This window comes from Ruegeria sp. G5 (assembly GCF_056533365.1).
The window spans coordinates 115,306-135,892 of record NZ_JBQFOK010000005.1 but is presented as its reverse complement, the minus strand read 5'-3'; the positions used below and the strand labels follow the sequence as shown (position 1 = coordinate 135,892).

Genomic DNA, 20,587 nt, shown 5'->3' with positions numbered 1-20,587 from the left:
ACCTGCTGTTAACCTTAATGGATCATCCCTGACACTCGTCATGTGTGTCAGGGTTTTTTATGGTTGAACTGAACCTGCAGCAATTCGCCCAAGCGAAGCCAATACCACGGCGGGTCAGAAAACCTTTGGGCACCTGCCTCGTTGACAGCGGTCTGATCAGTGATGATCAACTGGGAAAAGCCTTAGAACTGCAAAAGCATCAACAAGCACCGCTAGGGGAAATTCTGGTCGGTGAAGGCTGGCTGGATCGGCAAGACGTCCTGCATGGACTGTCAGCGCAATCCGGTTTGCAGGTTGTGGACCTTTCGATGCACGCGCCGGATAGCACTTTGTGCCAATTGATGAGCGTAGATTACTGGTTGTGGCACAACGTTATCCCTTGGTCGCGAGTCGGACCAATTCTGTTGGTTGCGACGGCCCGCCCAGACCTTTTCGAGGCAGTCCGGCGAGACTTGGATCAATTCGACTACACGGTCGTCCCTGTTCTGGCATCAAGTGAACAGATCGACCGCCATATCGAGCACGCTTTTTCCAAACAATTGGCCGAGGCCGCCGAAACCCGAGTGGCTGCCAATCAAAGTTGTCGTTCCTGGACTACGCGGACCCGTACCGGTCCAATGCTCGCACTGATTGGCATCATCGCTTTAGTAGCTGTCTGGCCCAGCCCGGGATTGGCCGCCCTTCTGGCCGCCGCTGTTTTATCGCTGGTCCTGTTTCTTGCGCTTAGGCTTGCGGGCCTGTGGGCTTGCTTGGCAAAGCCTAAAATTTCTCAGCAGTTTGAAAACCCACCCCCAAAAATGCCGCGCGTTTCCATTCTGGTTCCACTTTATAAAGAACGCGAAATCGCCAACGAGCTTATACGCAGGCTTCAAAGGCTGACGTATCCCAAGGCTCTGCTGGATGTAATTCTCGTGCTCGAGCAATCAGACGACGTCACCCGCAGCGCTTTGGCGAATATTACCCTGCCCAGTTGGATCAGAATTGTTGAAGCGCCTGAACGAAATGGGCTGACCACTAAGCCACGCGCTATGAACTACGCTTTGGATTTCTGCCGCGGGGACATCTTGGGTGTCTGGGATGCAGAGGACGCACCGCAACCCGACCAGATTGAGCGTGTCGTAGAACACTTTGCACGTGCGGATAAAGACGTGGTCTGCCTGCAGGGCGTGCTGGATTATTACAACCCTCAAACCAATTGGCGGTCGCGGTGTTTTACCATTGAATACAACAGCTGGTTTCGCGTGGTGCTGCAGGGCATAGCCCGGTTAGGTCTGGTCGTTCCCTTAGGCGGTACGACATTCTTTTTCCGGCGGGACAAGCTGATCGAATTGGGGGGTTGGGACGCCCACAACGTCACCGAAGACGCTGATCTTGGCGTTCGGCTTAGCAGGTCGGGATATCGCACCGAAATGGTAGATACGACGACTTATGAGGAAGCGAACTTTCGGGCCTGGCCGTGGATCAAACAACGCTCACGCTGGTTGAAAGGCTTCATGGTTACCTATCTGGTCCATATGCGCGCACCGCGCCAATTGATTGCGGAATTGGGGATCGTCAAATTTCTTGGTTTTCAGGCGTTCTTCGTCGGAACGATCGGGCAATTTCTGCTCGCCCCGGTACTTTGGTTGTTCTGGCTGACGACACTCGGCCTTGCAAATCCATTCAATGCAATACTGCCGATGCAGGCGATGTTCGGGCTGATTGGTCTGTTCATCTTGGCCGAGGTTACGAATTTGTCCGTGGGTCTGATTGCGGTTGCCGCACCCGAACGGCGGTTTCTAGTGCCATGGGTGGTGACGATGCCGCTCTACTATCCGCTTGGCGTGTTGGCTGCGTATAAGGCGCTTTGGGAGCTGGTCCGCAATCCATTCTACTGGGACAAAACCCAGCATGGACAGGCGGGGGAAGACATCCCGCTGCCTTAACCCTTAGTTTTCGCGACGCACAGCGTCCTGTTTCAAGCGTGTCATGAACGCGACTGAGATGTGCTCTTTCAATGCGCGCGCCGCGGCCTCTTCGTCCCGTTCGGCAATAGCGTCGACAATGGCCTTATGTTCGTTTTGGGCGATTTCACCCCGTCCCTGTGCGGCTAGAGACGTTGTCGCCATCAGCGCCATAGTTCTGTGCACAAGGTCAAGCTGCTGCACCAGATACCGGTTGTGCGAGGCAAGGTGGATTTGTTCATGAAACCTGCGGTTTGCGCGTGACAAGGCCGTTGGATCATCCACCAGCGCATCATCGGCGGCGACCATTTCCTGCAGAACCCTGATCTCCTCTTCCGTTGCGTGTTTCGCAGCTAGGCTGGCTGCTAAGCCTTCTAACTCGCGCCGGACCACGTAAAGCTCGGCCATCTGGTTGTGATCCAGCGAAGCCACAATCAGCGAGCGCCCATCCCGTTCGAGCAGAGACTGCGTTTCCAAGCGTTGCAAAGCTTCGCGGATGGGGGTGCGCGACACTCCGAACCGTTCGGCCAGTTCGCTTTCGACCAACCGGTCGCCGGGCTTGTATACGCCAACATCAATGGCTTCTAGGATCAGACTGTAGGCGTCCTTGTTGGATTGTTTGGAATGCGGCATCGGGTGGTTTGTCTCCTCGTTCGAACCTGTCTATCCGTCCCCGCCCCCTGCAATCAAGTGCGGCATTGAAAACCGGGTTGTGGCGGCCTAAACCCAAACCATGGTCAAACCTGCCTTTTCTCACGTCACGCAGTGGGTGTTCGATCTGGACAACACCCTTTACCCACCTCACATGCGCCTGTTCGATCAGATCGAGGTGCTGATGACGGATTACGTAGTAGACGCGATCGGCGTTGACCGGGCCGAGGCGGATCGGCTGCGTTCCCACTATTGGCGGGAATACGGCACCACGCTGGCCGGCCTGATGGCCGAGCACGATTTGGACCCAGATCCCTATCTGCACGCCGTGCATCAGGTCGACATGAGCCACATGGACCCCGATGCCGACCTCGCAGATCACATCCGCTCGCTGCCGGGGCGTCGCATCGTCTACACCAATGGCAGCGCGCCGTATGCCGAGCGTGTTTTGGCCGCACGCGGCCTCAGCGGTTTGTTTGACGCAATTTACGGAATCGAACACGCCGACTACCGACCCAAGCCACAAAAGGCCGCGTTTGAGGCGATCTTTGCGCAAGACGGAATTGACGCTGCCAAAGCCGCGATGTTCGAGGATGAACCGCGCAATCTGGCCGCCCCGCATGCCTTGGGAATGCGCACAGTTCATGTCGCGCCCGAGCCGCATGAGGCCGACCATATTCACCACCATACCGATGATCTGACTGCTTTTCTAAGCCTCCTGCGGTAGGCTGTCACACTGCGACGATCTGCACATTCTGCGGCTGCATTGGCATCCTTATATGCGCTGCAGCGACGAACAGAATCGGAGAATCCCATGAGCGCGACCGAAGGTCTTAGGCGCCTGCCAATCTGGCAGCGCCTTTTGTTTGCAATCCCCCTGTTTGGTTGGATGGCGCGTGATGTCGCCAACAGCGAGGGAGAAGACTGGGGCTATACCGCGATTGCGATTTTCAGCATGTGGGGTTGTTCGATCCTGCTGTTTGGATTGCCCGGACTGTATATTCCGGCGCTTATGATGGTGCCGGTTATGTTTCTGATCCTCATCCTGATCTCTCGCGGCTAGGATACGGGACAGGATGTCGCTTGGCACCTGACCATGAACCGATCTAGGTTCTGCCCAAGTTACGGAGGCCACGGTCATGACAGACAGCTGCGACATCCTGATTTCCGGCGGCGGCATCGCCGGATTGACCGCCGCAGCGGCCTTTGGTGCTGCTGGGTTTCAGGTAGTTTGCGTGGACCCTGCCCCGCCAATCACGGAACGCGACGTCGACGGGTCTGATCTGCGGACCACTGCGTTCCTGCAACCTGCACGCGGACTACTGGAACAATGCGGGCTGTGGGATAGGCTTGATGCCCATGCCGCTCCGCTACAGATCATGCGCATTGTGGACGCAGGCGGTGAGTTTCCGGAACCCCGCGTCGTACGTGATTTCAACGCGGCCGATATCTCGGACCAGCCTTTTGGGTGGAATTTACCGAACTGGTTGCTGCGGCGTGAAATGGTGGCCCGTTTGGCAGAACTGCCCAATGTCGATTTTCGCCCAGGCACTGGCACGGTGAGCCTTTTTACCCGCACAGCCGAAGCCCGCGTCGGGTTGAGCGATGGGTGTCGTATTCGGTGCAAACTGGTTGTTGCAGCGGATGGGCGCAACTCTGTCATGAGAGAGGCCGCGGGCATTCAGGTGCGGACCACGCGTTACGGCCAAAAGGCCTTGGCATTTGCGGTGACACACCCGACCCCACACGAAAACGTCTCAACAGAAATCCACCGCTCGGGTGGGCCTTTCACTTTGGTTCCCCTGCCCGACTGGCAAGGCCAACCGTCGTCAGCCATCGTATGGATGGAGCGCGGCCCTCGGGCAGTCGAGCTATTGAACACCGAAAAAGAAGCGTTCGAAGCCTTGATGACGGAACGGTCCTGTGGGTTGCTTGGACCTCTAACGCTGGCCTCACGACGGACGATCTGGCCGATCATCAGCCAGTCTGCTGAACGCTTATCGGGTGAACGTGTCGCCTTGATGGCCGAAGCTGCCCATGTTGTGCCCCCCATTGGCGCACAAGGTCTTAACATGTCACTGGGTGATCTACGCAGCCTTCAGGAACTGGCCCAGGCGCGACCCGATGGTTTGGGGGACGCACAGATGCTTGAGGCTTACCACAAGTCGCGCCATGCCGAGATTGAGATGCGGGTCAAAGGTATCGATTTGCTGAACCGCGCCTCAATGATTGAGGCGCGGCCATTGCGGGACGCTCGGGCGATGGGGCTAAACGCCCTGTACTCCCTTCCGCCGGTGCGCAAGACCCTTATGCAAATGGGTCTTGGCGTCCGTTAGGGCAAGATTACAGGACCTGGTCCAACACGCGCTTCAATCGCGCAATTGTGCCGTCGACGTCGTACAGCTTGTCCAATCCAAACAAGCCAAGCCGGAAGGTGCTGAAATCTGCGGGTTCATCGCATTGCAACGGAACGCCTGCAGCGATCTGCATCCCCAAGGCAGCAAATTTCTTGCCGTTCTGAATTTCGGGATCCGCCGTATAGCTGACAACGACGCCGGGTGCGCCAAAGCCATCTGCCGCAACTGAAACGACACCCTTGTCTTTGAGCATGGCACGCACGCCATCCCCCAAGGCCCACTGGGCGTCCCGCAGTTTCTCAAAACCGTATTCCCGCGTCTCTTGCATCGTGTCGCGAAACGCCTTCAGCGCATCCGTCGGCATCGTCGCATGGTAGGCATGGCCACCGTTTTCATAGGCCTGCATAATCTGACGCCATTTCTTGAGATCAACGGCAAAGCTGTCTGAAGTTGTTTCTTCCAAACGCGCCTCGGCCCGCTCGGACAGCATTACCAAGCCGGCGCAGGGTGACGCGCTCCACCCCTTTTGCGGAGCAGAGATCAGGACATCCACGCCGGTTGCCTTCATGTCGACCCACGCACAACCCGATGCGATGCAATCCAACACCATCAGCGCACCGACCTCATGCGCGGCCTGTGCCAAAGCAGTGACATAGGCGTCCGGCAAGACAACGCCCGCCGATGTCTCGACATGAGGGGCGAACACAACGTCAGGCTTTTGCTCCAGAATAGCTGCGACCACTTCCTCGATCGGTGCGGGCGCAAAGGGGGACGGGCTGGAATTTCCTGTCTGCCGCGCCTTGAACACGGTTGCTGACTTGGTCAGGCTACCGGACTCGATGATCTGGCTCCACCGATAGGAAAACCATCCATTCCGAACGACCAGCACATTGGCGTCCCGGGCGAATTGCCGCGCCACGGCTTCCATGCCGTACGTGCCGCCACCCGGAATAACTGCGACACCATCCGCGTTATACACCTCTTTCAGCATGCCAGAAATATCGCGCATCACAGTCTGGAACTGGGCCGACATGTGGTTCAGGGACCGATCCGTGAAGACGACCGAAAACTCTTCCAGACCATTCGGGTCAATGGTGTCCAAAAGCGCTGCCATGATTAATCCTTTCAGTTACAGCCGCCGACCGGGGCAACTGACCCGTTCTGGCACGCCGCACTCTAACCTTCGAGATTGACCCGAGGGAACCCAATAACGCCCCTCTGAAAACACTTTTTTTCGAGCTAACCTCGCAATAAATGACGCCAATTAGTATCACCTGCCCTTTACACTTCTACGTGTTTCTGACCAGATGCATTCACTTTACAGCAGAAAGGTATTTTCCAACGTGACGGCCCACAAGCGGATTAGTTTTCAAAATGTACGGGACGAGGTGAAACGGCGGATTGAAACCCGTATCTGGCCTCAGGGCGCTTTGTTGCCGACGGAAACCCAGCTTGCTGAAGAATTCAATTGCGCCCGCGCGACGGTGAACCGCGCGTTGCGGGAACTTGCCGATCAGGGCTTTGTTGAACGCAAGCGCAAAAGCGGGACGAGGGTCAAGAAAGAGCCCAGCAAACACGCCAAGCTTGAGTTTTCACTGACGCGGCAAACAGTGGAAAACCAAAACTCTACTTACCGCTATTCACTGGTTGAACGGAACATTGTCGAAAGCCCGGGTTGGTTGGCGTCACAATTGGGCGTGTCGCCCAATTCGCGTGTCTTGCATGTGGTTTGCATGCACTACGCAGACAACCGCCCCTTTCAACTTGAAGAGCGTTGGATCAACATCGAAGTCGTGCCCGATGTGGAATTCGCGGATCTGGAATCGCATGGGCCGCACGAGTGGTTGTTGAAAGCAGCCCCCTTCACCGAAGCCGAGGTCGCGTTCTGCGCAATTTCCGCAGATAGCCGCTTGGCCGAGTTCATGGGCACAACGGCTGGCGCATCGATGATCCAACTCGAGCGGACGACGTGGCGGGATGGCAAACCGATGACATTCGCACGCATGACGCACCATCCAGGTTACTGCATCAGAACAAAGTACTGACTTAGCCCATCGGCCCCGGCAACCTTTCTTCGCTGAGCAGCACGTTGGCCTCGACATCGCCTGCCCCGGGCAAGGTCATGATGCGCCGTCTGAGCACGCGCTCAAAATCCGCAATATCGCGGGCAACGACGCGCAACCGGTAGTCGTATAGTCCAAGGACGTGTTCTACCGTCTGAACTTCGGGAATGGCGCTGACGGCGCGTTCAAAGTCTGCAAGGCTGATCTGACCCTTCCGTGCCAGCTTAACACCTAGAAAAACGGTCACCCCAAAACCCAAAGCTTCGGCGTTCAATCGCAATCGGCGCCCCTTGATCACCCCGGCCTCTTCCAAACGGCGAATGCGGCGCCACGTCGCTGGCTGAGACAACCCCAATTTGCGCCCCAAAGCACCGGCGCTTTGCGCAGCATCCTGTACTAAGGATCGCAGGATGCGGCGGTCTATTTCGTCCAATTCAATCATACCGGCAGCACCACGTCGCTTTTGACTCGCGCAATGTGCATCAAGGCCTCGATGTCCGCGATATGCGGCAGCGTCAGGATCTGGTCGCGGTATAGCTGCTGGTAGTGCGGCATGTCCCGCGCCAACACCGATAGCCGCACATCCACACGACCCAGAAAAGTCTGGATTTCTATGACTTCCGGCACCTGTCTGGCTGCGGCGGTGAATTCGTCAAAGGCGCGCGGTTGTGTCTTGTCTAGAGTGATACGTAAGGACACCTCGACCGCATAACCCAACACGGACCAGTCGATCGCGGCCTCTTGCCCTTCGATGACGCCCGCTTCTTGCATTTTCTCGATCCGGCGCCAACACAGGCTGGAGGAGATACGGCTGCGCTCTGCCAGCTCGGCTGTCGACAGGCTGGGATCGGCCTGAAAGTGGCGCAGGATTCGCCGGTCTATTTCGTCAAGCATGATTTTTTCACAATCTTCAAATTTGGCGAATTACTTCTCATCAAAAATAGAAAATTTCAAGCTCTACACTGTCGTAATCTCGGATGACTGACTTTAGAACCTCCTTCAATCGAAACTGAAAGGACCAGCGACATGCGCGTCTATTACGATCGCGATTGCGACATTAACCTGATCAAAGACAAAAAAGTGGCGATCCTGGGCTATGGCTCGCAAGGGCACGCCCACGCACTGAACCTGCGTGACTCGGGTGCCAAAAACCTTGTCGTTGCTCTGCGTGAGGGCTCGGGCTCTGCAAAGAAAGCAGAAGCCGAAGGTCTGCAGGTCATGGGTATCGCAGAAGCCGCAGCCTGGTGCGACGTCATCATGTTCACCATGCCCGACGAACTGCAGGCCGAAACCTACAAGAAATACGTGCATGACAATATCAAGCCGGGCGCGGCTATTGCATTCGCCCACGGCCTGAACGTCCACTTTGGCCTGATCGAGCCCAAAGAAGGCGTTGACGTCATCATGATGGCCCCCAAAGGCCCTGGCCACACCGTACGTGGCGAGTATGTCAAAGGCGGCGGCGTGCCTTGCCTTGTTGCCGTACACACCGACGCAACCGGCAAAGCGCTGGAAATCGGCTTGTCCTACTGCTCGGCCATCGGTGGCGGCCGTTCAGGCATTATCGAAACCAACTTCCGCGAAGAATGCGAAACTGACCTGTTCGGTGAACAGGCCGTTTTGTGCGGTGGCCTGGTAGAGCTGATCCGCATGGGCTTTGAAACCCTGGTCGAGGCCGGTTACGCGCCCGAAATGGCTTATTTCGAGTGTCTGCACGAAGTGAAGCTGATCGTAGACCTGATCTACGAAGGCGGCATCGCGAACATGAACTACTCGATCTCGAACACCGCCGAGTATGGCGAGTATGTCTCGGGCCCGCGCGTTCTGCCTTATGAGCAGACCAAGAAAGAGATGAAGGCGATCCTGACCGATATTCAGACCGGTAAATTCGTGCGTGACTTCATGCAGGAAAACCAAGTCGGCCAGCCTTTCTTCAAAGGTACACGCCGCCTGAACGACGAACACCAGATCGAAGAAGTTGGTAAGAAACTGCGCGGCATGATGCCGTGGATCTCTGCCGGCAAACTGGTTGATCAGGAAAAGAACTGATCCCAACCTGATTTTGCGAGAGGGCGGCCTATTGGGTCGCCCTTTTTCGTCCTAGCCAAACCAAGGTTACATATGGTTGACCACCCTACATCCCGAGACTGGAGCGGCGTTGTCGCATTGGGCCTGATCTGGGGCGGAACCTTTATGGTCGTCGCGATGGCCCTTGAAGGGTATGGCCCGGTCACAGTTGCGACGGCTCGTACCACTTTAGGTGCCGTCATGTTGATGGCCTTGATGGCGGTGACAAAGCGCCCTCTTCCCAGCTACTCGCGAGGCCTATGGTGGTCGATCGGTATAATCGGTGTGTTGTCCACCGCCTTGCCATTCGTATTGCTGAGCTGGGGACAGCAATATGTTCCCTCGGCTTTTGCCGGGCTGTCGATGGCCGCCATTCCTCTCATGGTCTTGCCGCTGGCGCATTTTTTCTCTGACGAGCCCCTCAACGCGCGCAAATTTTTTGGCGTTTCGCTGGGTTTTGCAGGCGCTTTGGTCTTGATCGGCCCCGGTCTGGCGCAGCTTGGCCAAGGCGCCGAGCCGATTGCTCAACTGGCGTGCATCGGTGCGGCCTTGTGCTATTCCTGCGCTTCGATCTTCACCCGCCGCTGCCCTCCGATCGACCCGGTGGTGCTGGCAGCGCTGACCTTGCTGGTTGGCTCAGTCATCTTGCTCCCCATCATGTTGGTGACCGAAGGGATACCGCGTTGGGAAGGTACACGGCCCAGCCTTGCGATTATCGGACTAGGGCTGATACCGACGGCCTTTGCCACGCTCTTGCGCGTTTCGATCATCCGCAGCGCGGGCTCGGTGTTCCTGACGCTGGTGAACTATCAGGTTCCAATATGGTCGATGGTCTTCGGCGCTTGGATCCTGTCCGAAGCGCTGCCATTGCGGTTTTACATCGCTCTGGCGATGATCCTGACAGGTTTGGCTATCAGCCAATGGTTCAGCTTACGGCGGATGCTGATCGGGCGTTAACCCGCGACAGCCTCGACCTCGGCGACGATACCGTCGACGACCTGAGCCAGTAGCGCGTCGTCCTCGCATTCCGCCATGACACGGATCAGCGGTTCTGTACCCGATTTACGGATCAGCAGCCGCCCCTGCCCGTTCAACCGCGCCTCGGCATCCGCTATCGCGGCTTGGACGTTCGCGGCCTCTAGCGGGGTTTGTCCCGCCCCGTATCGTACGTTCTTGAGCATTTGCGGGACCGTTTCGAATTGCACCGCCAACTCGGACGCTTTGCGTCCCGAATGTACCATCTCAGCCAGAAAATGCAGACCTGCCATAAGGCCGTCCCCGGTGGTGGCGAAATCGCTCATGACGATGTGGCCCGATTGCTCGCCGCCAAGGTTGAAGTCGCCTTCTCGCATCCGTTCTACGACATAGCGGTCCCCAACCGCCGTGCGCTCCAGTCGTAACCCTAAAGAGCTCAAGTGACGTTCAAGCCCAAGGTTGGACATCACTGTGGCGACCAGAGCCCCGCCCCGCAGACGGTCGGCCTTGGCCCAGCAACCGGCCAACAACGCCATCAACTGGTCCCCATCGGCGATCTGACCGTTTTCGTCGACCATCACCACACGGTCTGCGTCACCGTCCAGACAAATCCCCACGTCAGCGCCATGTGCCACGACCGTTTCGGCCGCCAGCTGGGGCTTGGTCGACCCGCAGTTGAGGTTGATGTTCTTACCGTTCGGCGTGACGCCAACCGGAATCACTTCGGCACCCAACTCCCACAAAACTTCGGGCGCAGTGCGGTGTGCAGCACCATTTGCGCAATCGACCACAACCTTTAGACCGTCCAGGCGCAAATCACGAGACAATGACGATTTTACACGCTCGCCATAGCGAAACCGAGCATCATCCACACGACGCGCACGGCCAATATTCTGCGCCTGGGCTGGCTTGACGCCTTCATCAATCAAGCGCTCAATTTCGGCTTCTGCTTGATCCGACAGCTTGAACCCGTCCGGCCCAAAGAACTTTATTCCGTTATCCTCAGCCGGGTTATGACTGGCTGAGATCATTACCCCAAGATCAGCCCGCATAGACCGTGTCATCAAACCTACAGCCGGGGTCGGCACCGGGCCCAACAAAAGGACATTCATTCCTGTCGAGGTTAATCCGGCCGTCAGAGCATTTTCCAACATATACCCGGACAGGCGCGTATCCTTGCCAATAACCACCCGGTGAGCGCCAGACTGGTCACGCCGGAAATATCGCCCTACTGCGGCACCAATACGCAAAGCCATCTCGGCGGTGATCGGATGAGTGTTGGCAGTTCCTCTCACGCCATCGGTTCCGAACAGCTTGCGCATCTCTTCTCTCTCCGTACTTTCGTGCTTGCGACCGGATTACCGGACGGCAGCCCATAGACGCAAGGCTTGTGCAGTCTCGGCCACGTCATGCACCCGCAAGATCTGTACACCTTGTGCCAGACCAGCAAGACCAACTGCAATTGAACCCGGCGCGCGGGCGTCCTTGCGCGTCTCTTTGCCGATCTGACCGATGAAACCCTTGCGGGATACACCTAACAAAATTGGGCACCCAATGCCGTGAAACAGGCTAAGGTTTTGCAGCAGGGTCAGGTTGTGATCTGACGTTTTGCCGAACCCGATGCCCGGGTCCACCACGATCTGGTTTCGGTTTAACCCAAGCTTCTCCAGATGCGCGACCTGTTCATCCAAAAAATCAAAAACGTCCAGCAAGACGTTGTCATAAATTGGGTTTTTCTGCATCGTAGACGGATCGCCCAGCATATGCATCACGCACACGGCAGCACCCATCTGCGCGCAAAATGGGGCCAACTGCGGATCAAAGGTAAACCCCGAGACGTCATTGATCAGCCCGGCCCCTGCTTCCCACGCCGCTTTTGCAACCTCAGATTTTCGCGTATCAATTGAAATCAGCGCATCGGTCTTTTTACGGATCGCGCGGATCAGCGGCTCCGTTCGCTCGATTTCCTCGCCCGCAGGGACGAAAGACGCACCGGGTCGTGTCGACTCACCGCCGATATCAAGGATGGTGGCGTCGTCTTGCACCATTTGGATGGCGGCAGACTGCGCCGATTGAACTGAGTTGTGTACACCACCATCCGAAAAGCTATCGGGCGTTGCGTTTAGGATGCCCATGATATGGGGGCGATTCATATCAAGACCAACCAACGCCGTACGTGGGCGCGTCAGACGATCCAGTACGTCATCCGGAACTTCGGCAGCGGCAACTATCCGATGCGTTGAGTCCCGGCTCAACTGCTCAACATGCGTAAACCACAAGTTCTGACCCGCCAGCGGCATAGCCCCTAGGGGGCGCACTGATCCATTTTGAACAAGCGGACGGTAGTACTGTTTCACAGTTTCGCCTGATCCACGGAAACAGCACGCAGCGGCGTTTTAGGATCCTGAGGTAACGCACCGCCGATCACCATCATTTCGCTTGCCTCAAAAGTGGCGGCAAACCACGCGGCCAAAGCAACAGCATCAGAAGGCGCCGCCGAAGGGCCATCGACCGCATCCAGTACGATCTTGGACGGGGCCCAGACGCAAATCTGACCATTTTTCATAGCCCAATCTAACTCTGTTCGAGTGGATACAACAACGCAACGATGATCCCGGGCAGCCAAAACCCACGCATTTTGTTCAATTGCCAGCAGGTCGATCCGGCGCTGCGTCATCGCATGACCTGTCTGGGACACCGCGATATCCGCCGCTCCGACACAGAGGATAAGCGGACGTTGGCGGTTCTCAAGCTGGTCAATCCAACCCGTCAGATTTTCGGATGCAATCGCCTCATTCGAAAGGAAAACCAAACGGGGATGCGGGCGCTCTTCTTCAACGACCTCGTGTTGGACGGCATCCTTGCCACGAACAATCTCGACTCCCAAAGCACCTGGGCCACGGTCCAGCTTTTCTATTCTGACAAAGGCCCTTACCGCCTGAGGCTCAAGTAGAATTCGCTCCGCCACGCGGTCAGCTAAAGTTTCGAGCAAATTCAGTCGCTCAGCGGCGAGTTCAAAGGCGATTGCCTCGGTTACGCGATCATAAGACAGAATGCGATCCACATCGTCGTCAATCGGATCTGTCAGAGGGCGAACCTCAACAACGATATTGAAGCAAATGCGTTGCGTCGTACCACGTTCAGCCTGAAACGCCCCTATTTCAACATCAACGATGTGATCGCGCAGTGAAATGCGGTCCAATGGCCCCCGATCGGCTGTCGCTTCGGAACGCTCCGAAGGGTGCGCAAATGCGAGGCGGATTTCAGAACTCATAAGTTGGACCTTCTCGGGCTTTTGGACTGATCAGCCCAAATTAAACGATGCGCGCGCGTATAGCACTGCAACAAACGCCTTTCTACCCGTAGAATGCGTCGTCAGGTGACGCGAAACCAACTCATCATACCCGACGCGGCATGTCCCAACATATGACAATGTAGCAACCAGTCGCCCGGGTTATCCGCCACAAGAGCGACCTGCCGGGTCTGACCGCGTCCGACCAACACTGTGTCACGCCATGGTCCCAGTGTTCCGTCTGACAAAATCAGACGGAAGTGGTGGCCGTGCAAATGCATCGCATGCGGAAACGCCGTTTGGTTCACGAACTCGATCCGATGGGTTGTTCCCAGCGACGCATCCAGAAAGGGATCCTTTGGACGTTCAGCATATCCGTTCAAAGCCCAGAAACGCCCTAGCTGTGCTAATTCCTGACCGGACAATTCGGTCTCACCCAGCTTGGCAGAGGATAGCCATTGCATTGCCCCGCCTTGCATGGTCATCCGGTGCAAAGGCGCATCGTCCAGAACAACCTCTGGCACAGGATTGGGCGGCAGAGGCACAATCCCGGATCGCGCGGTCGCTGCAGCGCCCGAGACATCAAATCGAACCATCCCAAAGCCGCCATCGCGTTCAAAACTCACCAGACTGGCAGTGTCGGTTGAACCCGACACATCAACGATCAAATCCGCGCGCTGCGCCGGACCCAGCGGAAAGCTGTCGGTAACCTCAAGTGGCACATCCAAGGGCATTCCGTCCAACGCCACCAGCCATCCCGTCAAGCCGTCCAATCCCAGCTCGAATATGCGCGCGTTCGCAGCATTGACCAAGCGCAGCCGCAGGCGTTCCCCCGGCCCGACCTTATATGAGGGATCGAATTGCCCATTGACGGACACGATATTACCCAGCCTTCCGGCATGGCTCAGATCGTGGCCGTTATCAAAATCTTCCGAGATCTGCGCTGTCTCGGGCTCAAGTCGCCAATCGTCCAGCATGAGTGTCAGATCGCGATCTACGTCGACTGCAACAGCTTCTTCAACAATCAGTGGTCCGTATAAACCACGTGCCACCTGCTCCATCGAGCGGTTATGCGCGTGGTACCAATACGTTCCCGCATCAGGCACAACGAAATCGTAGTCGAAATTACCGTCGGCCTCGACCAGGTCCTGCGTCAACCCCGGCACCCCGTCCATCGCGTTGGCGATCCGGATGCCGTGCCAATGTATCGTCGTTGGCTGAGGCAGATTGTTCACCAAACGGCGTTGTACGCGACCACCCTGTGGTATTCGAATCTCGGTCCCCGGAACCGTTCCGCCATAAGTCCAAACGGATGTTTCAGGGAATGTATCAGGCGCAATCTGCTGTTTGGTTTGTTGGGCAACCAACGTGGGAAAAGATGCACGCGCCACGTTGGGCGCCAACATCAAAGCTGCACCGGTTTGCAGGAACTGTCTGCGGGAAAAAATCATTGCGAGCCTCCTGGCTCGCAACATAGGTCATAAAACGCCCCGCGCCATAAGGTTCCAGCGCAGGTGCGTCAGTTAGTTGCTCGCCGTACGATAGTTGTGCCGATAGAAGATGTGCACTCCGATACGGGCGGTTTCCTTATAGACACGTGACCAGGACGGGCGCACTGCGGTCGTATGGTAGTGCGTCGCTCCTTCGGTCAGATCCGGAATATTGCCGTCAATCGCCGCGCGCGCCACTTTGGACACCCGCTCATAGGCTTTTTTCTCACGGATCACTTCCTTGCGGCCATCGCAGGTGTAGGTGAACTGGCACTGGTATTTTTTGCCGGTCCCTTGCTTGATGACCCCACAGAGAGTGTCTGGGAACCGGCCGCTATCAACGCGGTTCAAGATGACTTCGGCCACAGCAAATTGACCTCGCACGCTTTCCCCACGCGCTTCGAAGTACAACGCTTCGGCCAGGCACTTAAAGTGTTCGTCCCCCGACGCTTTCGGTTGCTTGTCCAACCAGTCCTTAGAGTAGGACATTTTTCGTGGTTCAACCGCCTTACGCGGCTTGAACAGACTTAGGTAGTCACGGAAGTTTTGACCGGGCAATTCAGTCCGGGCCACTAGTTCACGCTTGGCAGTATCGGTTGCTTCCCTCTCAGCGACGGAAACACTCGGCAGCGTGGTTGCTGCCATTGCGGCAACAGCCAGTATGTATCGTAGCATCAGATAACCTCGCACAGGCACGTTACGCGCCATACCCTCCCCCGGCGGGCGCGACGAGGCTCTTAACGAATTGAATCGGAAACGTCCAGTTTTGGGCAAAAAGCAAGTGGAAAATCGCCGTTGTGCAAAATAATTCCAACAGCGAGGCTTATTGTTTCCTACAATTTCTAGCGTACAACACGCGTGTCAACCCCCAAGTCTGGACGAAATCGCCAGTTGAGCGGCAGCCAGCCGAGCGACGGGTACCCGGAACGGTGAACACGAGACGTAGTCGAATCCCAAATCCCGACAAAGGGCGATTGATTCGGGGTTCCCGCCATGTTCGCCGCAGACTGACAAAGTCACGTCCGGTTGCGCGCCTCTTCCACGTTCCGATCCAAGCTTGAGCAGCTCTCCGACACCGTCCGCATCCAGCACATGAAACGGGTCTTCGGCAAAAACACCCTGACGCACATAAGCCGACATGAACCGCCCCGCGTCATCGCGCGACAAACCATATGTCATCTGCGTCAGGTCGTTGGTGCCAAAGCTCAGGAATGCCGTCTGCGGCGCGATTTCATCCGCGCGCAAACACGCGCGTGGCGTTTCCACCATCACGCCCAGACGATATTCAAATTCCTGCCCTTGTTCAGCCGCAACCGAAGCCGCAACCGAATCTATGCGCGATTTAACCAACTCCACTTCCCGCTTGGCCGAGACCAAGGGGATCATCACCTCGGGCACAACGGGCGCGCCGTTTTTGCTGGCCTCTAAAGTTGCCTCAAAGATTGCGCGGGCTTGCATGTCATAGATTTCCGGAACCGTGACACCCAGCCGAACGCCTCGTAAGCCCAACATCGGATTGTATTCGCTCATCGCGTCCACACGACGTTCTACATCGGAAACCGGCAGGTCCAGTGCTTCGGCCAGTTCACGTTGCCCGCCGCGTGTCGTGGGTAGGAATTCGTGCAATGGCGGATCAAACAACCGGATGCACACGGGTTGACCTTCCATGATACGGAAAAGCTGAACAAAATCTTCGCGCTGCATGGGCAGCAGTCGCTCCAGCACCGCAGCCCGACCGGAGGACGTCTGCGCAAAGATCATCTCGCGCATAACGATCAAACGACCGGGGTCGAAGAACATGTGTTCTGTCCGGCAAAGACCGATCCCCTGCGCCATAAAGTTCCGGGCGGTCTGTGCGTCCGCTGGGGTGTCAGCGTTCGCACGGATCGCGATATCCCGCTCAGCGTCAGCCCATCCCATAAGTGTTTGGAAACAATCGTCTAACGCGGCTTCCAGCATTGCTGGCTGTCCGGCCAAAACCTGCCCGGAACTGCCGTCGATCGTCAGCGTATCGCCAGTAGTGAAAACCCTGCCGTCTGGTGCCGTCAGCATCTTTTTCTTGGTTTGGAAGCGCATCTCGGACGCGCCAACTATACACGGAAGACCAAGACCCCGGCCAATCACCGCCGCATGGCTGGTCATACCGCCCTTTTCGGTCAACACGGCGACGGCTGCATGCATCCCACGCACGTCTTCAGGGGCAGTTTCGCGACGAACCAGAATACAAGGCTCGCCCCGCGCGGCACTTGCTTGTGCTTCTGCTGAGGTGAAAACAAGCTTACCGGTCGCAGCGCCGGGACTTGCGGCAATGCCTGTGGTCAGAACATCTCGACGCGCCTCTGGATGAACCTGACGGTGGAGCAATTCGTTCAACGAATGGGGATCCACGCGCATCACGGCTTCTTGCGCCGGAATGATGCCGTCTTCGGCCAGCCGCACGGCAATCCGCATAGACGCGCGCGCGCTGCGCTGGACACGCACGCCATCAAGAATATGCACTCGGCCGTTTTCAATCACGAACTCGACCTGCATTTCCTCGCGCAGTTTTTCACGCATCAAAGCAGCATGAGCCTTGAGATCGGCGAAGGCCTCGGGCGCGACCTCTTCCAGCGACAAGCCGCGCGGATCCTTTTCCAGATACAGCGCCGCCACGCCCTCGCCCAAAGCGTCCCTACCCTGACTCTGGCTAAGATACCGCCCCGTTAGCTGAGGCATTCCTGTAGTCGGATCAACCAACTGCAAAACACCCGAGCCACATTCCCCCTGACCCACGCCCGGGATCATTTCCTGAATAACCAGTCCCAAGCCCGCATCTGCAGGGGCACCCTTGGCTTGCCGCAACAGGCGTGCAGATGTGCCGTCCCAAGCCCGCGCCATCGACCGCAAAACGGCGATGAGCTGCTCGCCCCGTTCTTGCGGAAAGCTCTCGTCGGTTTCGTCTTCATAGGCGCGCAGGGACTGCTTTAGACCTTCGCGGCCATCGGCGTCGATATCGTCGAAAACGTCAGCGTCCAAACGGGCCACATGTACTGCGTAGCTTTGCACAAACCGCAGATACAGCGCAGCCGCGGCCTCTCCTCCCATGGAATCAGATAAGTCCACATAGCGTGCGTCGTTCATCCCGATATTCAGGATCGCACCGGGACCACCCCAATCTGGATCTTCCGAGCTGGGGCGGACGCAAAGAAGCGCCGTCTGACTGAATTGGTCCAGGATTGCGCTTATGTCGGGCACCTGCCCTTTGGCAATGCTCTGCACTGCATCAAATGACAGCGCCACTGTCCTTGGAACCGGCATGTCCAGTCGGACAAGACGTTGCAGACATTTCGCCCGTCCACCATGGGTATGTGGCGTTAGGGGCGCTTTGGGCGTGATCAGCGTGGTATGCGGGTTATTCTGCACTGCGGCACCTTTTGGTTTGACCGCAGCATAAGCCCCTGCATCATTGACGCAAGGGCGATCTGGGTCAGCCCTCGATCTTGCTGAGATCCGCTACACGCGAACACACCTGGCGGATTTGGCTAAGCAGGTTCAAACGGTTGCGGCGCAGGATATCATTGTCCGTGTTGACCTGAACCTCGTCAAAGAAGGCGTCCACCGGGCCGCGCAACCCTGCCATAGTGCTCATGGCGGCGGAGAAGTCTTCTGCATTCAGCGCAGGCTCGATTTCCGCCTGTGCTTGATCCAGGGCCGCGAAAAGGGCCTTTTCGCTATCGGTCTCGGCAAATTTCACATCCGCGCCGTAGGAGTATTCGACACCGTCCTTTTCCTCGGCCTGCGTCAGGATGTTGTTGGCCCGTTTGAACCCCTGAACAAGGTTTTCACCATCTTCTGTCGCGATCACCGCGTTCAACGCACGGGCGCGCTTGACCAGCAGGTTCAAGTCATCGCTGCCATCCATGGCAATACATGCGTCGATGATATCGTGCCGGATGCCTTCGTCGCGCAGGAAGACCTTGAGGCGGTCATGGAAGAACGAGAGGAGGTCGCTTGCAACCTCAATCTGTCTACGCTTCACCCAACGCACCAACGTGCCCAAATCCCACTGGGCTTTGTGAGCTTCTGCCATCACATGATCAAAGAAAGCACTTACAATGTGGGGCGATTTCGGGTCAACCGTCACATCCGATATCGCGTCCAAAAATGCGTATTCTTTCCAATCCACTTCTCCTTTCTCGTCCAAAACATCGAGAAAGACTTGGCTATGTTGCAGCTTGGAAACCGATTTTTGGCATTCATCCCTTAGTGAAAATCGAACTCCGTTCTCCAAAATCAATCGAATAACCCCCAACGCCGCACGACGCAGGGCGAACGGGTCCTTTGACCCGGTGGGTTTCTCTTCGATCGCCCAGAACCCGGCCAACGTATCCAGCTTGTCGGCTAACGCAACCGCCACGGAAACCGGCGCGGTTGGAACGTCATCCGAGGGGCCCAGCGGTGAATAATGCTCTTCGCTCGCCTGCCCCACTTCTGCAGGCAGTTCGGCAGCATTTGCATAATAGCGGCCCATAAGGCCCTGCAACTCGGGGAATTCGAACACCATCTCCGACGACAAATCTGCCTTGCACCCTTGCGCCGCCATCATCGCCAGAGCGGGGGTAGCCCCTACCGTTGGGGCCAGTTCATGCGCCAAAGCCGCGATGCGGTTCACACGGTCCCCTTGCGAACCCAGTTTCGCGTGGAAGGTCACAGAGTCCAGTCTCTCGACCCACGGTTCAAACCCCTCGGATTTGACGATACGCAGGTCATTCTCCCAAAAGAACTTGGCATCGGCCAGACGCGCTGACAGAACCTTTTGGTTCCCCGCTAGAATGGTCCGCCCGTTATCTGAAGTCTCGCGGTTGGCGACGGTGATGAATTGCTCGATCCGACCGGTCTTGGGGTTCTTGACCGAGAAAAACTTCTGATGCTCTTTCATTGAGGTCTGCAAAACCTCGGGTGGCAGATCCAAGAATTCATCGTCGATCTTGCCCATCAAGACAACGGGCCACTCGACCAACCCGGCAACTTCAGCCAGCAAGCCTTTGTCTTCAACCACTTCAAGACCAGCGGCAAAAGCCATGTTCTGAGCGTCGTTCCAGATATGCTCTGCCCGATCCGCAGGGTTCAACACCACAAAAGCGCGTTTTAGTTTGGCCGCGTAGTCGTCAAAAGATGTTACGTTGAACCGACCGGGTGCCATGAAACGGTGCCCATCGGTTGTATCGCCAGATTTGATTCCGTCAATTTCAAGCGGCACAATCTCGGCGCCTGCTTCATTGCTGAGGATGCACAGGATGGAATGCAGTGGGCGCACCCAGCGCAGCGGACCACTGCCCCAGCGCATTGACTTGGGCCACGGGAAATTCCGGATGGTCGCCTCAAGAACTTCGGCTACAATCTCTGCCGCTGGGCGGCCCGCTTTTTCGATTGTCGCGAAATATACTGCGCCCTTGGGTGTTTCACGCTCTTCCAACTGTTCCCGCGTCAGCCCTGCGCCGCGCAGAAAACCTTCGATCGCTTTGTCAGGTGCGCCGACCTTGGGCCCCTTGCGTTCTTCGCGAATAGTCGGGCTTTCGGCTAGCAACCCTTCGACCGCCAGTGTCAGCCGCCGCGGAGTGGTCATCGCCGCAGCACCCGCATAGGTCAAACCAGCCTCAACCAACCCGTCGGTAATCCGCTTTTTCAGATCCTCACCGGCGCGGGTCTGCATGCGCGCGGGGATTTCCTCGGAAAACAGTTCGATCAGCAGGTCGGGCATGGTCGGTCC

The 20,587-nt window shown here is 57.0% G+C and carries 18 protein-coding genes; 7 read left to right on the top strand and 11 right to left on the bottom strand.

Annotated elements, in window-relative coordinates:
* Window positions 1-59 precede the first annotated feature (59 nt).
* Window positions 60-1,925, top strand: coding sequence for a glycosyltransferase (locus tag ACR0BD_RS10885; RefSeq protein WP_480830356.1), 1,866 nt, complete (start codon window positions 60-62; stop codon window positions 1,923-1,925).
* A gap of 3 nt (window positions 1,926-1,928) precedes the next feature.
* On the opposite strand, the gene ACR0BD_RS10880 is transcribed toward ACR0BD_RS10885, so the two are convergent.
* Complete coding sequence (locus ACR0BD_RS10880) at window positions 1,929-2,576, bottom strand: GntR family transcriptional regulator (RefSeq protein WP_480830354.1); 648 nt, start codon at window positions 2,574-2,576, stop codon at window positions 1,929-1,931.
* A 100-nt stretch (window positions 2,577-2,676) separates the two neighbouring features.
* On the opposite strand from ACR0BD_RS10880, the gene ACR0BD_RS10875 reads away from it, so the two are divergent.
* From ACR0BD_RS10875 to ACR0BD_RS10865, 3 genes are all read left to right on the top strand, one after another.
* Window positions 2,677-3,321 (top strand): pyrimidine 5'-nucleotidase, encoded by a 645-nt coding sequence (locus ACR0BD_RS10875; protein WP_480830352.1) that lies wholly within the window; start codon window positions 2,677-2,679, stop codon window positions 3,319-3,321.
* Window positions 3,322-3,408: 87 nt separating this feature from the next.
* Window positions 3,409-3,657: a hypothetical protein gene (locus tag ACR0BD_RS10870; RefSeq protein ID WP_480830350.1), complete on the top strand. Its 249-nt coding sequence runs from the start codon at window positions 3,409-3,411 to the stop codon at window positions 3,655-3,657.
* A gap of 76 nt (window positions 3,658-3,733) precedes the next feature.
* Window positions 3,734-4,930 (top strand): UbiH/UbiF family hydroxylase, encoded by a 1,197-nt coding sequence (locus ACR0BD_RS10865; RefSeq protein WP_480830348.1) that lies wholly within the window; start codon window positions 3,734-3,736, stop codon window positions 4,928-4,930.
* 7 nt (window positions 4,931-4,937) lie between these two features.
* Here ACR0BD_RS10865 and ACR0BD_RS10860 read toward each other — a convergent pair whose 3' ends face one another.
* Window positions 4,938-6,065, bottom strand: a complete 1,128-nt coding sequence (locus ACR0BD_RS10860) for an aminotransferase class V-fold PLP-dependent enzyme (protein WP_480830346.1) — start codon at window positions 6,063-6,065, stop codon at window positions 4,938-4,940.
* Window positions 6,066-6,339: 274 nt separating this feature from the next.
* Between ACR0BD_RS10860 and ACR0BD_RS10855 the strand changes: the two genes are divergently transcribed.
* On the top strand, window positions 6,340-6,996 hold the full coding sequence (locus ACR0BD_RS10855) for a GntR family transcriptional regulator (RefSeq protein WP_480830344.1): 657 nt from the start codon (window positions 6,340-6,342) through the stop codon (window positions 6,994-6,996).
* A 1-nt stretch (window position 6,997) separates the two neighbouring features.
* Here the strand turns inward: ACR0BD_RS10855 and ACR0BD_RS10850 are convergent, their stop codons facing one another.
* Together ACR0BD_RS10850 and ACR0BD_RS10845 are read right to left on the bottom strand one after the other, a co-directional pair.
* The gene (locus ACR0BD_RS10850; RefSeq protein WP_480830342.1) at window positions 6,998-7,456 is read right to left on the bottom strand and encodes an Lrp/AsnC family transcriptional regulator; all 459 of its coding nucleotides are present in this window, start codon (window positions 7,454-7,456) and stop codon (window positions 6,998-7,000) included.
* Window positions 7,453-7,908: an Lrp/AsnC family transcriptional regulator gene (locus tag ACR0BD_RS10845; RefSeq protein WP_480830340.1), complete on the bottom strand. Its 456-nt coding sequence runs from the start codon at window positions 7,906-7,908 to the stop codon at window positions 7,453-7,455. Before ACR0BD_RS10845 ends, ACR0BD_RS10850 begins: the two co-directional genes overlap by 4 nt.
* 132 nt (window positions 7,909-8,040) lie before the next feature.
* On the opposite strand from ACR0BD_RS10845, the gene ilvC reads away from it, so the two are divergent.
* The gene (gene ilvC, locus ACR0BD_RS10840; RefSeq protein WP_480830338.1) at window positions 8,041-9,063 is read left to right on the top strand and encodes a ketol-acid reductoisomerase; all 1,023 of its coding nucleotides are present in this window, start codon (window positions 8,041-8,043) and stop codon (window positions 9,061-9,063) included.
* A 72-nt stretch (window positions 9,064-9,135) separates the two neighbouring features.
* Window positions 9,136-10,038, top strand: coding sequence for a DMT family transporter (locus ACR0BD_RS10835; RefSeq protein WP_480830337.1), 903 nt, complete (start codon window positions 9,136-9,138; stop codon window positions 10,036-10,038).
* On the opposite strand, the gene glmM is transcribed toward ACR0BD_RS10835, so the two are convergent.
* The 7 genes from glmM to glyS all read right to left on the bottom strand — a co-directional run bounded on the left by glmM (window position 10,035) and on the right by glyS (window position 20,578).
* Window positions 10,035-11,378 (bottom strand): phosphoglucosamine mutase, encoded by a 1,344-nt coding sequence (gene glmM, locus ACR0BD_RS10830; RefSeq protein WP_480830335.1) that lies wholly within the window; start codon window positions 11,376-11,378, stop codon window positions 10,035-10,037. The two genes, ACR0BD_RS10835 and glmM, sit on opposite strands and share 4 nt — an antisense overlap.
* A 36-nt stretch (window positions 11,379-11,414) precedes the next feature.
* A complete protein-coding gene (folP, locus tag ACR0BD_RS10825) occupies window positions 11,415-12,413 on the bottom strand; it encodes a dihydropteroate synthase (RefSeq protein ID WP_480830333.1) in 999 nt (332 codons plus the stop codon).
* Window positions 12,410-13,330, bottom strand: a complete 921-nt coding sequence (locus ACR0BD_RS10820) for a dihydroneopterin aldolase (RefSeq protein ID WP_480830331.1) — start codon at window positions 13,328-13,330, stop codon at window positions 12,410-12,412. The genes folP and ACR0BD_RS10820 overlap by 4 nt, the downstream gene beginning before the upstream one ends.
* Before the next feature lie 101 nt (window positions 13,331-13,431).
* Window positions 13,432-14,799 carry a multicopper oxidase family protein gene (locus tag ACR0BD_RS10815; protein WP_480830330.1) on the bottom strand — a complete coding sequence of 456 codons (1,368 nt, stop codon included), beginning with the start codon at window positions 14,797-14,799 and terminating at the stop codon, window positions 13,432-13,434.
* 72 nt (window positions 14,800-14,871) lie between these two features.
* Window positions 14,872-15,546 (bottom strand): cell wall hydrolase, encoded by a 675-nt coding sequence (locus tag ACR0BD_RS10810; protein ID WP_480697709.1) that lies wholly within the window; start codon window positions 15,544-15,546, stop codon window positions 14,872-14,874.
* 153 nt (window positions 15,547-15,699) lie between these two features.
* Complete coding sequence (locus tag ACR0BD_RS10805) at window positions 15,700-18,240, bottom strand: putative PEP-binding protein (RefSeq protein WP_480830327.1); 2,541 nt, start codon at window positions 18,238-18,240, stop codon at window positions 15,700-15,702.
* Between the two features lie 64 nt (window positions 18,241-18,304).
* Window positions 18,305-20,578: a glycine--tRNA ligase subunit beta gene (gene glyS / locus ACR0BD_RS10800; RefSeq protein ID WP_480830326.1), complete on the bottom strand. Its 2,274-nt coding sequence runs from the start codon at window positions 20,576-20,578 to the stop codon at window positions 18,305-18,307.
* Between the last annotated feature and the right edge of the window lie 9 nt (window positions 20,579-20,587).

Coding starts and splice junctions, on each gene's coding strand:
- ACR0BD_RS10885 (WP_480830356.1), top strand. CDS start 60: ATGGTTGAACTGAACCTGCAGCAATTCGCCCAAGCGAAGCCAATACCA.
- ACR0BD_RS10880 (WP_480830354.1), bottom strand. CDS start 2,576: ATGCCGCATTCCAAACAATCCAACAAGGACGCCTACAGTCTGATCCTA.
- ACR0BD_RS10875 (WP_480830352.1), top strand. CDS start 2,677: ATGGTCAAACCTGCCTTTTCTCACGTCACGCAGTGGGTGTTCGATCTG.
- ACR0BD_RS10870 (WP_480830350.1), top strand. CDS start 3,409: ATGAGCGCGACCGAAGGTCTTAGGCGCCTGCCAATCTGGCAGCGCCTT.
- ACR0BD_RS10865 (WP_480830348.1), top strand. CDS start 3,734: ATGACAGACAGCTGCGACATCCTGATTTCCGGCGGCGGCATCGCCGGA.
- ACR0BD_RS10860 (WP_480830346.1), bottom strand. CDS start 6,065: ATGGCAGCGCTTTTGGACACCATTGACCCGAATGGTCTGGAAGAGTTT.
- ACR0BD_RS10850 (WP_480830342.1), bottom strand. CDS start 7,456: ATGATTGAATTGGACGAAATAGACCGCCGCATCCTGCGATCCTTAGTA.
- ACR0BD_RS10845 (WP_480830340.1), bottom strand. CDS start 7,908: ATGCTTGACGAAATAGACCGGCGAATCCTGCGCCACTTTCAGGCCGAT.
- ilvC (WP_480830338.1), top strand. CDS start 8,041: ATGCGCGTCTATTACGATCGCGATTGCGACATTAACCTGATCAAAGAC.
- ACR0BD_RS10835 (WP_480830337.1), top strand. CDS start 9,136: ATGGTTGACCACCCTACATCCCGAGACTGGAGCGGCGTTGTCGCATTG.
- glmM (WP_480830335.1), bottom strand. CDS start 11,378: ATGCGCAAGCTGTTCGGAACCGATGGCGTGAGAGGAACTGCCAACACT.
- ACR0BD_RS10820 (WP_480830331.1), bottom strand. CDS start 13,330: ATGAGTTCTGAAATCCGCCTCGCATTTGCGCACCCTTCGGAGCGTTCC.
- ACR0BD_RS10815 (WP_480830330.1), bottom strand. CDS start 14,799: ATGATTTTTTCCCGCAGACAGTTCCTGCAAACCGGTGCAGCTTTGATG.
- ACR0BD_RS10810 (WP_480697709.1), bottom strand. CDS start 15,546: ATGGCGCGTAACGTGCCTGTGCGAGGTTATCTGATGCTACGATACATA.
- glyS (WP_480830326.1), bottom strand. CDS start 20,578: ATGCCCGACCTGCTGATCGAACTGTTTTCCGAGGAAATCCCCGCGCGC.